The sequence below is a fragment of the Glycomyces sambucus genome (assembly GCF_900102815.1).
GTDB classification, from domain to species: domain Bacteria; phylum Actinomycetota; class Actinomycetes; order Mycobacteriales; family Micromonosporaceae; genus Glycomyces; species Glycomyces sambucus.
In genome coordinates this window covers 189,976-202,024 of sequence record NZ_FNGF01000002.1, presented here as the reverse complement: position 1 = coordinate 202,024, position 12,049 = coordinate 189,976, and the positions used below count along the sequence as shown (strand labels likewise).

Genomic DNA, 12,049 nt, shown 5'->3' with positions numbered 1-12,049 from the left:
GCGGGACGCCCGTCCCGCCGCGGCGCGGCTCAGCGCGCTTCGGCGACGGCCTTGACGCCCGCGAGCCAGGTGTCCACGCCCGCTTGCAGGGCGGCGCTGGGGACGAGCGCGGCGATGACGGGCCCGGCCAGGGTCTCCTCGCAGGACAGGAGGGTCCCGTCCGCGGCGGGCGCGGTGCGGTAGACGTGCGTGAAGTGCGCGCCGGCGCTGGTGCTCGCGTAGGTGAGGAGCCGTCCGGGTTCGACGGCGGCGAACGTGGAGGCGATCCGGTTCGGTCCGGCGCTCCAGGTGAAGGCGCCGCCGGGGCGGGCCGGGCCGTCCGATTCGACGCTGTGGACGTCGCCGCGCACGTGCGGCCAGCTCGCGACGTCGGCGAGGACCGACCACACGGTGTGCGGGTCGGCGTCGATGCGGATCTCCCCCGCGGCCTGGGTGGGCGCGTGCGCGTCGGTGCGCCCGTCGGCGACGGCGTCGAGGAGGGCGTCGAGTCCGGGTCCGGTGTAAAGGGCGGCGCCGAGCGGCGCGGCCCCGGTGTCGAGCCAGCCGTCCGGGTCGTCGAGGACGGCGATGCCGGCGGCGCCGGGCAGGTCGAGTCCCGCGGGGGCGGGCTCCTCGGCGAGGCCCGGCACGGGGCCGGGGGTGAGGGCGAGGACGGATCGGCCGTGCTCGCTCCAGCGCAGGATCCTGATGGCGCTCATGGCGCTCCCTTCGTTGTCGTACGTCGTACCGTACAAGGTACGCTAGAGTTCGCGCAAGCGGGATCGGGGCGGCACTAGAATCGGCGCGTGACTTCGCAACGTACGCCCGAACGACGATGGCCCGGTCCCGGCGCGCTGCTGCCGCTGCTGTGGCGGACCGCCGAGCGTCCGAGCCGCGGGAGCGGGCTGACCGTGGACGCGATCGTGGAGGCGGCGGTGGCGCTGGCCGACGCCGAGGGGATCGGCGCGGTGACGATGCGCAGCGTCGCCGAGCGGCTGGGCGTGGGCACGATGTCGCTGTACACGCACGTGCCGGGCAAGCAGGAGCTGAACGCGCTCATGCTCGACCGCGTGTTCGCCGACGCCGGCGAGGTGTCCGGCAGCGGCTGGCGCGAGCGGTGCGCGGCCGTCGCGCGGCAGGACCGGGACCGGTACCTGCGGCACCCGTGGCTGCTGGAGCTGCCGGCCGCGCGGCCCGCGTTCGGGCCGGGGGTGGCCGCGAAGTACGACCGCGACCTGGCCGCCCTGGAGGGGACGGGCCTGCGGGCGGCGGAGATGAACGCGGCGGTGATGTCGCTGACGAGCTTCGTCTACGGCGCGGCCCGGTTCCAGAGCCAGGCCCGCGACGACGAGCGCGACGGCCGCACCGAGCAGCGGTTCTGGCGGGAGCACGAGCCGTTCCTGCACCTGGTGCTCGACCCGGCGCGGTTCCCGACCGCCCACCGGGTGGCCGAGGAGGCCCGGCGCGAGGGGGACGCCGACCACGACTCCTCGTTCGAGTTCGGGCTCGAACGGCTCCTCGTCGGGATCGGCGACCTCATCGCGCAGCGCGCCTGAAGCCCCGGGCCGGAGCCGGGGGCGGTCCCCCGGCCCGCCTGGTCGGATCGTCACTCGATTCGCCTCGGGCGGGGTTTTCTCGACGGCCCGGGCGCCCGCCGAGGAGGCGGACGCCCGGGTCAGAGTCGATATCGTTCTGTCGCAGATGGCTGGATTCGCGGGGCGGACCTCGCGGGGCCGGACCGCGACTCGCCTGGTCTCACATGGCGAGATCGAGGGCGAGGGTGGCGACGGCGAGGCCGAGGAAGGTGAAGGTCCCGAAGGTCTCCTTCGGCCAGAAGTTCGCCAGGACGTGGGTGTGGACGGCGCAGGTCCAGAACAGGACCAGTCCGGCGGCGGCCGCGGTGCCGAGCAGTGGGAGGCCGGCGAGGCCGGCGAGGAGGCCGGCGCCGCCGAGGACCTTGAGGACGCCGATGGGGAAGACGAGCATCGACTGCGGCACGTGCGCGCCGTCCATGAGCGGCAGGATGACCTTGAGGCGGACGATGGCGCCGATCCCCGATCCGAGGTTGGCGAGGCCGCCGACGAGGACCAGGACGAGGTACAGGGTGGACATGGGAGTGCTCCTTGCGGTGGTCGGGTGAACTAAGTGAGGCGGGCCGCCGGCGGTGCGGCGGCCGGGCCGGATGCGGGCAGGGCCGGTCCCGCCCGCGGCCCGGAGGGCGGCGGGCGCGGGCGGGCCGCTACCGCAGCCGGGTGAGCTTCTCGGGGTTGGTGACGGCGTAGACGCCGGTGACGGCCCCGTCCTCGGGGCGCAGGTCGAGCATGAGGACGCCCACCGTGGCGCCGTCGCGGACCATGAGGGCCGACGGGGAGCCGTTGACGGGCCGGAAGCCGATCGCGAGCCCTTCCCCGCGGCGGAAGACCCGTCCGACCAGGAACGCGGCGATGCGCTCGGGGCCGTGCATGGGCCGGGGCCCGGCCGCGGGGGCGAGCCCGCCGCCGTCGCAGGTCAGCTCCACGTCGGGGGCCATGAGGCCGATGAGGGCGTCGAGGTCGCCGCCGGAGACGGCGGCCATGAACCGCTCGGTGACCTGCCGGTGGACGGCCGGGTCGACCGCGTACTTGGGCCGCCGGGCCTGGACGTGCGCGCGGGCGCGGTGCGCGGTCTGGCGGACCGCGGCCGGGGTGCGGTCGAGCATCGCGGCGATCTCGTTGTGGCCGTAGCCGAAGACGTCGGCGAGGACGAACACGGCGCGCTCGGCCGGGGTCAGCGACTCCAGGACCACCATGAGCGCCAGGGAGACCGACTCGACCAGCAGGACCCGGTCGGCGCCGTCGCCCTCGCGGGCGGCGCGGTCCCCGATCGGGTCGGGCGCGGAGGCGAGGGGTTCGGGCAACCACGGCCCGATGTAGGTCTCGCGGCGGCGCCGGATCGCGGCCTGCCGGGCGATGGCGGCGTTGACCGCGACGCGCACCAGGTAGGCGCGCGGGTGCCCGATCGGCGAGCCGTGCGAGCGCGCCTCCCAGGACAGCCAGGTCTCCTGGAGCACGTCCTCGGTGTCGGCGACGGTGCCGAGCATCGCGTAGACGATGCCGAACAGCAGCTCGCGGTGCTCGGTGAAGACCGCGGTGGGCGTCTGCGCCTCGGGTTCCATGTGCGCCTCCTCGATCGGCGGGTGGTGTCGCCGATCTGAGAGCGGTGCGGGGGCCCCGGATGTGACACCCGGGGGCCCGCTATGACCGAAGGCACAGCCCCGGGCGGGGCCGGGTCACTCGGTCCCGACGTAGATGAGGGACTTCAGGACGTACTTGCCCGGTTCGAGGATGCCCCGGAGCACCGGCAGGACGGTCGCGGGCCAGTACAGGTGCGTGCCGGGCATCGGCTCGATGAGGGACGCCTCGCGGCCGGTCCCGGAGTCGATGATCTCCGAGCGCAGGCCCTGGCTGGTGACGGCGGCCTGCGCCTCGCCGACCTGGGCGACGTGCCCGGACTTGGGGACGCACCAGCCGCCCTCGCCGGTGTGGAGGGTCCGGGCGGTGTCGACGACGTGCACGCGCGCGTGCCAGCCGTCCACGGCCGCTTCGAGGGAGGTCGTGATCGACACGTCGTCCCACGGCTGCCACTCGACGGTGAGGACGCCGTTCTCGTCGATGGTGCCCTCGTCGGAGTCCTCGCGGCCCCGCCAGTGCCGGCCGTCCTCGGACAGGAGCAGGGCGCCGTCGGGGACGGCCGCCTCCAGGCCGGGGCCGGGCGTGGTGTGGGAGAACGCGGCGAGCGAGGAGTACGCGAACTTGCCGTACGACGCCTGGCCGTTGCGCGCCCACGGGTGCCACGCCTGGCCGTTGAGGCGGGTGACGTGTCCGGCGCGGTCGCGCACGTGGACGGCCCGCGCGGCCTTGTGCGCCTCCACGACCGGGCCGGGGACGGTCTCCTCGGCGGTCCAGAAGGGATGGCCGGGTCCGGCGAGGAGCCCGGTGAAGACCTTCGTGGCCCACCACGGGGACCCGGCGGTGAGGTACTGCTCCACGACCGCGTCGTTGGGGTAGGAGTAGCCGACGGTCAGGCGCCCCTCGGTGTCGAGCATGGGCCGGCGCCACCACCAGTCGAGGTGGCGGCGCGCGTACCCGGCGGCCTCGCCCCACGGGACGGCCTCCACGTCGGCGGCGGCCAGCGCGCCCCACAGCGACGCCTGCGCGAACCGGTACCCCAGGCTCCGTCCATAGGGGACGGCGGCGCCGTCGGCGGCGAACCAGGAGCCGAAGCGGCGGGCGAACGCCACCGCGTTCTCCACGAACCGGTCGTCGCCGGAGAGTCGGGAGTGGAGCAGCGCGTAGGTGTGGAACGCGAAGGGGTTGTAGTAGTCGACGCGCCCGCCGAAGCCGTCCTCGAAGACCGAGTCGCCGAGCAGGAACTCCCCCATGCGGTCCAGGTGCGCGGCGGCGACGGCGGGGTCGTGCTTGACGCCGATCCGCTTGAGGCCGTGGCCGGCGAAGACCGGGAAGTAGTGCCAGTTGGTGTCGGCGACCTCGGCCGTGTAGGCGGCCGAGAGCCAGGCCGCGGCCTTGTCCTTCGCCTTGGGCTCCAAGGGCTCCCAGAGCTTCTCGGGGGCGGTGGCGAGGCCCCAGCCGACGGCGGCGGCCTCGACGCTGCGCTGGCCGGCGCCGGCCCCGACGTACCAGTCGTCGTCGGGGTCGAGGGCGCGGGCGAGGGCGGCGGCGAGGGGCGCCCAGACGGCGTCGGGGACGTGGTCCTTGGCGGGGGCGAGGCCCCAGAGGGGGCGGGTGAGCAGTTCGAACCAGTTCTCGCGGTGCGAGTGGTTGGACATGGTGACCGGCATGGCACCGGGGCCGCGTGCGGCCAGCTCCACCGCCGGGCGGCCGATCGCGAGCGCGGCGGCGCCCCATCCTGCGTGGCTCTGGTCCAGTGGTCCGAACGTGCGGTGCGGAGACGTCACGCTGGCAGACGCTATCAACGCCGGGCCTGCGCCGCAACCCCGCCGGGGTATCGGGCCGTGGGTTATTCACGGCCCGAATCGTGTGAAAGCGGGGTGGCTCTGCGTGACCGCGGACCGCAATATGAGTGGGCGTCGCAAACGGCGCCGGATCTGGAGGGCACGCATGGGCGATCGGTACGAGGCGTTCTGCATGGCGGACCCGTCGTTCTACGACGCGATGCACTCGGAGGCGACGGCCGGCGCTTCGTTCGCGGTCGCGGGCCGCGACCTCCCCGAGGCGTGGCGGTGCACGGCCAAGGACGACTGGCTGACCGTCCGGCGCGAGGGGGCGGTCCTGCCGCTCCAGGGCTGGAAGATCCACGCCTCCGCGAGCCTCGACGGCGCCGAGCGGGTCCTGGAGGCGGTGTGGGACTACTGCGTGCCGCGCGGCATCCAGTTCAAGTTCCTGCGCTCCCCCGGCGCGTTCCGGGCGCGGGTGTCGAAGTACGCGCCGCGCGGGTTCTCCGGGAAGCTCGTCACCGTCTACCCCGCCGACGACGCCGAGTGCGAGCGCATCCTCACCGAGCTCGGCGCCGAACTCGACGGCGCCCCCGGGCCGTACATCCTCAGCGACCTGCGCTGGGGCACCGGCCCCCTGCACGTCCGCTACGGGGCCTTCGCGAACCGCTTCACCACCGACGCGACCGGCGCGGTCGTCCCGGCCCTGGAGGACGGCGAGGGCAACCTCGTCGCCGACCGCCGCGACCCCGTGTTCCACGTCCCCGACTGGGTCGAGCTCCCCGGGTTCCTGGAACCGCACCTGAAGGCGCGCAACGCGGTCACCGTCACCGACATCCCCTACGCGATCGAGAGGGTGCTGCACTTCTCCAACGGCGGCGGCATCTACCTCGCCCGGCACGAGGACGGCCGCCAGGTCGTGCTCAAGGAGGGGCGCCCCCACGCCGGGCTCGACGCGTGGGGCGAGGACGCGGTGCGGCGCGTCGAACGCGAGCACGAGGTCCTCTCGCTCCTCGCGGGCGTCCCCGGCGTGCCGGAGGTGTACGACCTGTTCTGGCTCGGCGAGCACCGGTTCATGGCGATGGAGTACATCGAGGGCGAGGTCCTCAGCAAGGCCGTCGTCACCCGCTACCCGCTCATCGACGCCACCGCGGCGCCCGAGGACTACGCGGTGTTCAGCGACTGGGCGCGCGGGCTGTACGAGCGCCTGGACGCGATCGTCGCGGCCGTCCACGAGCGCGGCGTCGCCTACGGCGACCTGCACCTGTTCAACGTCATGGTCCGGCCCGACGGGAGCCCGTGCCTGCTCGACTTCGAGGTGGCCGGGCCGGTCGACTCCGAGCGGCGCGCCGGGCTCGGCAACCAGGGCTTCGCCGCCCCGCGCTCGATGGCCGGCGCCGAGGCGGACCGGTACTCCCTGGCGTGCATGAAGCTCGCGCTGTTCCTGCCGATGACGAACCTCCTGGGCCTCCACCGGCTCAAGGCCCGCCACTTCACCGAGATCATCACCGGGCACTTCCCCGTCCCCGCCGCCTGGTTCGACGACGCGCTCGACCGCATCGCCCCGGCGTCCTTCGCGTACGAGCCGCCCCGCATCGACCCCGACCCCGCCTCGTGGCCGGGCGTGCGGGACGCGATCGCCGCGGCCGTCACCGCCAGCGCGACCCCCGAGCGGACCGACCGGCTGTTCCCCGGCGACGTCGAGCAGTTCGAGTCCGGCGGCCTGGGCCTGTCCTTCGGCGCGGCCGGGGTCCTGTATGCGCTCGACGCGGCGGGCGCGGGCCGGTTCGTGGAGTACGAGGCGTGGCTGCGCGACCGCGCGGTCCACCCGGCCGCGGGAACACGGCTGGGCCTCTACGACGGGCTCCTCGGCGCGGCGTTCACCCTGGACCGCTTCGGGTACGCGCAGGACGCGCTCGACATCGCCGACATCGTGCTCCGCGAGGACTGGGAGACGCTCGGCGGCGACCTGTCCGGCGGCATCGCCGGCATCGGCCTGGGCCTGCTGCACCTCGGTGCGGCCCATGACGAAGCGGACCTGACCGAGGCGGGCCTGCGCTGCGCGGCGATCGCCGCCGACCGGCTCGCGGCCGAGACCGGCACCGCCGCCGTCAGCGGCGGACGCGAGCCGTGGGCGGGCCTGATGCGCGGCGGCGCGGGCCGCGCCGTGCTGTTCATGCGCGCCGCCGACGCCACCGGCGACGCCGGGTACCTCGACGCCGCGGCGGCGGCGCTGCGGGCGGACCTGCGGCGCACCGTCGTGCGCGACAACGGGTCCCGCGAGGTCAACGAGGGCTGGCGGACCATGCCGTACCTCGACGCGGGGAGCGTCGGCATCGGCCTGGTCCTCGACATGTACGCCGCGCGCCGCGCCGACGCGGACTTCGCGGAGGCGTCCGCGGGGATCGCGGTCACCGCGGCCTCCCCGATGTACATCCTGCCCGGCCTGTCGACCGGCCGCGCGGGCATCCTCCTCTACCTGGCCTCGCGCACGCCCGAGCCCGCCGCGGACCCGCTGGTGCGCCGGCAGGCCGCGGCGCTGGCGTGGCACGCGCTGCCGTACGGCGGCGGCATGGCGTTCCCCGGGACCGGGCTGCTGCGCCTCTCCATGGACCTGGCGACCGGAGGCGCGGGCGTCCTGCTCGCCCTCGGCGCCCTGCACGGCGGGCCCGGGCTTCCCTTGATCCCCGGCGCGACCGCCCCTCGAACGCCCGCGCCTCCCGCGCGGGTCGAAAAGATCACCTCCCGGTGACCTACGAAAGGAACAAGATCATGGCTCTCCTCGACCTCCAGGGCATGGACAACAACGACGCGGTCGCGACCAACGGCGGCGGCTCCAGCGCGAGCGGGCACTCCTGCCCCTCGAACCTGTCCGCGACCCTCTGCGGCGGCACGAGCGGCCTCTCGATCCTGCTCTGCCACTAAGAACACCGCCGCGGCCCCGGACAAGTCACCGATGTCCGGGGCCGCGGCCCGCGAACGGAGCCGCACCATGACCGACGCCGCGACCGGGGCCGCGACCACAGCCGCGATCCAAGCCGCGTCTGGAGGCGCGGCCGAGCGGCCGCTGACCTTCGGGGCCGTGGTGCGGCAGTCCCGCGCGCGGCTGCCGCTCATCGGCGCCGCGTCCCTCCTCGGATCGCTCGGGACGCTCGCCCTGCCGCTGGCCCTCGCCGCGGCGGTCGACGCGATCGCCGCGGGCGGCGACGCGAGGATCCCCGTCGCGATCGCCGCCGGCCTGGTCCTACTGGGCGTGGCCTGCGACCTGGTCGAATCCACCGCGGCCACGACATGCACCGCGGACGCGGCCGCGCGGCTCCGCACCGGCATGGTGCGGCGCCTCCTCGGCGCCCCGCACCGGATCGGGCGCTTCGACACCGGCGACCTCGTGGCCCGGATCTCCGCGGGCGCCGCCGACGCCGCGCACGCCGGCCCGAGCGCGGTCGGCGCGGTCGCCGCGGCGCTCCCGCCCCTGGGCAGCCTGGTGGTCCTGATCTGGCTCGACTGGCGCCTCGCGGCCGCGTTCGCGGTCGGCCTGACTCTGGTCGCGCTGGTGCTGCGCCTGTTCGCGAAGCAGACCGCGACCGCGGCCCTGCACTACCAGGCGGCGCAGGGGGACATGGCGGCCCGTCTGACCGAGGCCCTGGACGGCGCCCGCACGATCGCCGCCGCCGGCACGCTCGGCGCCGAGACCAGACGCGTCCTCACCGGCCTCCCCGCCCTCGCCGAGCACGGCAGGGCGACCTGGAGGGCCCTCGCCGCGGCGGGTGCGAGGGCGGCGGTCGCGGGCCCGCTCGCGACGATCGGCGTCCTCGTGGTGGCCGGCTTCCTGGTCGCCGGCGGGCGCCTCTCCACAGGGGAGCTCCTCGCCGCCGCGCAGTACGCGATGATGGGCGCGGGCCTGGGCTCCCTCACCGGCATCGTGGCCGCCGTCGCCCGCTCCCGGGCGGCCGTGGCGCGGATCGCCGAGGTCCACGACCTCAGTGCCATGTCATATGGCACCGATGCGCTCCCCGATGGCCCGGGCAGCCTCGCATTCCGAGAAGTGACCGTCCGAGCCGGCGACCGGGTCCTCCTCCAGGACATCACCTTCACGGTCCCGGGAGGAGCGACCGCGGCAGTGGTAGGGAAGGCGGGCTCCGGAAAATCGACCCTCGCGGAGACCGCGGTCCGCCTGCGAGACCCCGACAGCGGCGAGGTCGCCCTCGACGGCAGCCCCCTCCCCGCTCTCGCCCGCAGCGACCTCCGCACAGCGGTCTCACTCGCCACGGCCCGTCCCGCCCTCGCGGGAGCGACCCTCGCGGACGCCATGGGTCCGGGCAGGCCGCGCGACGAGGTCCGCGCGGCGGCCGAGGCGGTCGGCGCCCACGACTTCGCCACCCGCCTCCCGGCGGCATATGACACACCACTGCCCGAGGTCCCCATGTCCGGCGGCGAGGCCCAGCGCATCGGCCTGGCCCGCGCCTGGCACGCCGACCGCCTCCTGGTCCTCGACGACGCGACCTCCAGCCTCGACCTCCTCAGCGCCGACCGCATCGAGGAGGCCCTGGCGGCGACGGGCCGCACCCGCCTGGTGGTGACATATGACGCGGCACTGGCCGCGCGTGCCGACCTCGTCGTCTGGCTGGCGGACGGCCGGGTCCGGGCCACGGGGCCGCACGACGTCCTCTGGTCCAACCCCGAGTACCGGGCAGTCTTCGCACGATGAGACACGAGATCCGTTACGCCGCATCAGGTCTGTACCCGCGCTCGGCCTGGGCGCTGCTGGGCTGGTCGGCCCTGGAGATCCTGCCGACGGCCCTGTTCGGCCTGATGCTCGCCCGAGCGATCGACGAGGGCTTCCTGGCGGGCCGCCCGTGGACCGGCACGGCATGGCTCGGCGGCGTGCTCCTCGCCGCCGGCGTGGGCGCCCTGGGGGCGGGCCGGGTCTACGCCGCGCTCGGGGCGGTGGTGGAACCCTTCCGGGACCGCCTGGTGCGCCGGGTGGTCCGGCGGGCGCTGAAGAACGCGGTCGCGGGCCGCCCCGATCAAGGGGCGCTGTCGCTCCTCACCCGGCAGGTCGAGATCGCCCGCGACGCCTACGCGGGCATCGTGGTGTCGATTCGCGGCTGCCTGGTCACCACGGTCGGGGTCGGCGCCGGCCTGATCGCCCTCGACACGAGGCTCGCGATCCTGGTGCTGCCGCCGTTCTTTCTGGGGCTCTTGGCCTTCATCGCCACCCTCGGCTTCGCGGCGAACCGCCAGCGCGACGCGGCCCAAGCCGACGCGAACCTGACCGACCGGGCCACGCAGGTGGCGGCCGCCGCCCGAGACCTGGTCGCCTGCGGCGGAGAGGCCCATGCCGAGGCACTGGCGGCAGCACCGATCGCCGCCCAGGCGAAGGCCGAGCGGGCCCTTGCGGCAGCGGCGGTGCTCCGGACGCTCTGCTTCACGCTCGGGGGATGGCTGCCCCTACTGGTGCTCTTGGCGGCGGCCCCCTGGCTGCTCGACCAGGGCGTCACGGCCGGGGCGCTCACCGGAGCCCTCCTCTACATCCTCACCGGTCTCCAACCGGCGCTGTCGGCGCTCATCTCCGGTCTCGGAAGCAGCGGCCTCCGCCTCTACATAGCCCTCACCAGAATCCTCACCGACCCCATCGCCACCTCCCCCAACGACCTCACTGACCTCGGTTCCCCCAACGGCCACCCCGACGCCACGGCCGACCCCAGCACCGCAGCCGACCCCGATTCCGCGCCCTTGCCCGCCTCCAACCCCACCACCAACGAAACCCTGTCGCACCCTCAAGGCACTATCGAAACGGGGGCGACACCCAACCCGAGCCCAACTCACCTCAGCCCCACCCCCAGTCAGCGCCACCCGATGTCAGACCCCCCAGGCACAGTTGAGCCGGGGGCGACACCGAAGCCGAACCCCGCTCACCTTGCCCCCCTCCAGGACTCGGCCCCCACCACACCGCCGACCCCCGCCCAGCCGAGCACCACGCCGTCGAACATCACCCCGTCGGACCCCCCTGGCACCATCAAAGCGGGGGCGACACCGAAGCCGAGCAACGGTCACCTTCACCTGCAACGCAACATGTCAGACCCCGCTGGCACGATTGAAACGGGGGGTCCCCCGGGCGCCCGATTTGAAGGCAATCGCCCGGACACTCCCAATCACCCCGCACCCGCACCCGCACCCGCACCCGCACCCGCACCCGCACCGACCGGATCGTCCGTCCCGATCCTCGACGCGCGCAACCTCACCTTCGCCTACGGCCCGCATTCCGCCCCGGCCGTCGAAGACCTCGCGTTCGCCGTCCACGCCGACGACCATCTCGCGATCGTCGGCCCGAGCGGCGTCGGGAAGTCCACGCTCGCCGCACTGCTCTGCGGACTCCTCAAGCCGAACACCGGCGCGGTCGCCTACGGCGACAGCGATGCCGCGCGGCTGTCGCCGCGCGCGCTCGCCCGCCACCGCGTGCTGCTGCCCCAAGGCGGGTACGTCTTCACCGGCACCGTCCGCGCCAACCTCGCCTACCTGAGCCCCAACGCCTCCGACGAGACGATCGCCGCCTCGGCGGCGGCCGTCGGCGCCGCAGATCTCGTCGACCGGCTCGGCGGGCTCGACACCCCGCTCGCGCCCAGAGACCTGTCCGACGGCGAGCGCCAGCTCCTCGCGCTCGCCCGCGCGCACCTCTCCCCCGCGCCCGTGGCGATCCTCGACGAGGCCACCTGCCACCTCGGCCCGGAGGCCGAGGAGCGCGCCGAGCGGGCCTTCGCCGAGCGCGGCACCCTCATCGTCATCGCGCACCGGCCCTCCTCGGCACTGCGCGCCGGACGAATCCTGGTCCTCGACGGCGGCACCGCCACCATCGGCGACCGCGAACTCCTGCAAGGAGTCTCACCGCTGTTCCGCGAACTCCTCGCCCACAACGCCAGGACGTAGAAGCCAGCCGCATCGCGGACCGTCTGTCCTGCTGCGACCTCGAGTGCGGCCGTTTCCTACCCTCTGGACCGTCGCACGGCCCCCGGCACCCACGTCCCAGCGCCGCAGTACCGCAACCTCATCGCCCCAGATCCCCAGCCCCTCAGTGCCCCAGTGCCCCAGCCCCTCAGTGCCCCAGCACGACTCGGCATC

General features: G+C 74.6%; 9 protein-coding genes. 5 read left to right on the top strand and 4 right to left on the bottom strand.

Going from position 1 to position 12,049, the window contains the following annotated elements; genetic code table 11:
• Window positions 1–29: 29 nt before the first annotated feature.
• Complete coding sequence (locus BLS99_RS06095) at window positions 30–698, bottom strand: SRPBCC family protein (RefSeq protein ID WP_091045416.1); 669 nt, start codon at window positions 696–698, stop codon at window positions 30–32.
• 87 nt (window positions 699–785) lie between these two features.
• Here BLS99_RS06095 and BLS99_RS06090 point away from each other — a divergent pair, with 87 nt between their 5' ends.
• Window positions 786–1,535 carry a TetR/AcrR family transcriptional regulator gene (locus BLS99_RS06090; protein ID WP_218126311.1) on the top strand — a complete coding sequence of 250 codons (750 nt, stop codon included), beginning with the start codon at window positions 786–788 and terminating at the stop codon, window positions 1,533–1,535.
• A 199-nt stretch (window positions 1,536–1,734) separates the two neighbouring features.
• Here the strand turns inward: BLS99_RS06090 and BLS99_RS06085 are convergent, their stop codons facing one another.
• The 3 genes from BLS99_RS06085 to BLS99_RS06075 form a co-directional block, all read right to left on the bottom strand.
• Window positions 1,735–2,091: a DoxX family protein gene (locus tag BLS99_RS06085; RefSeq protein WP_091045412.1), complete on the bottom strand. Its 357-nt coding sequence runs from the start codon at window positions 2,089–2,091 to the stop codon at window positions 1,735–1,737.
• Window positions 2,092–2,218: 127 nt separating this feature from the next.
• Window positions 2,219–3,133 carry a sigma-70 family RNA polymerase sigma factor gene (locus tag BLS99_RS06080; protein WP_176953226.1) on the bottom strand — a complete coding sequence of 305 codons (915 nt, stop codon included), beginning with the start codon at window positions 3,131–3,133 and terminating at the stop codon, window positions 2,219–2,221.
• Window positions 3,134–3,247: 114 nt separating this feature from the next.
• Window positions 3,248–4,933 (bottom strand): DUF2264 domain-containing protein, encoded by a 1,686-nt coding sequence (locus BLS99_RS06075; protein ID WP_176953225.1) that lies wholly within the window; start codon window positions 4,931–4,933, stop codon window positions 3,248–3,250.
• Window positions 4,934–5,096: 163 nt separating this feature from the next.
• Here BLS99_RS06075 and lanKC point away from each other — a divergent pair, with 163 nt between their 5' ends.
• The 4 genes from lanKC (at window position 5,097) to BLS99_RS26525 (ending at window position 11,857) form a co-directional block, all read left to right on the top strand.
• A complete protein-coding gene (gene lanKC, locus BLS99_RS06070; RefSeq protein WP_091045366.1) occupies window positions 5,097–7,682 on the top strand; it encodes a class III lanthionine synthetase LanKC in 2,586 nt (861 codons plus the stop codon).
• 20 nt (window positions 7,683–7,702) lie between these two features.
• Window positions 7,703–7,855, top strand: coding sequence for a SapB/AmfS family lanthipeptide (locus BLS99_RS06065; RefSeq protein WP_091045362.1), 153 nt, complete (start codon window positions 7,703–7,705; stop codon window positions 7,853–7,855).
• A 67-nt stretch (window positions 7,856–7,922) separates the two neighbouring features.
• A complete protein-coding gene (locus tag BLS99_RS06060; RefSeq protein ID WP_091045359.1) occupies window positions 7,923–9,638 on the top strand; it encodes an ATP-binding cassette domain-containing protein in 1,716 nt (571 codons plus the stop codon).
• A complete protein-coding gene (locus tag BLS99_RS26525) occupies window positions 9,635–11,857 on the top strand; it encodes an ATP-binding cassette domain-containing protein (RefSeq protein WP_218126310.1) in 2,223 nt (740 codons plus the stop codon). Before BLS99_RS06060 ends, BLS99_RS26525 begins: the two co-directional genes overlap by 4 nt.
• Window positions 11,858–12,049: the final 192 nt, after the last annotated feature.

Coding starts and splice junctions, on each gene's coding strand:
- lanKC (WP_091045366.1), top strand. CDS start 5,097: ATGGGCGATCGGTACGAGGCGTTCTGCATGGCGGACCCGTCGTTCTAC.
- BLS99_RS06060 (WP_091045359.1), top strand. CDS start 7,923: ATGACCGACGCCGCGACCGGGGCCGCGACCACAGCCGCGATCCAAGCC.
- BLS99_RS06065 (WP_091045362.1), top strand. CDS start 7,703: ATGGCTCTCCTCGACCTCCAGGGCATGGACAACAACGACGCGGTCGCG.
- BLS99_RS06095 (WP_091045416.1), bottom strand. CDS start 698: ATGAGCGCCATCAGGATCCTGCGCTGGAGCGAGCACGGCCGATCCGTC.
- BLS99_RS06085 (WP_091045412.1), bottom strand. CDS start 2,091: ATGTCCACCCTGTACCTCGTCCTGGTCCTCGTCGGCGGCCTCGCCAAC.
- BLS99_RS06080 (WP_176953226.1), bottom strand. CDS start 3,133: ATGGAACCCGAGGCGCAGACGCCCACCGCGGTCTTCACCGAGCACCGC.
- BLS99_RS26525 (WP_218126310.1), top strand. CDS start 9,635: ATGAGACACGAGATCCGTTACGCCGCATCAGGTCTGTACCCGCGCTCG.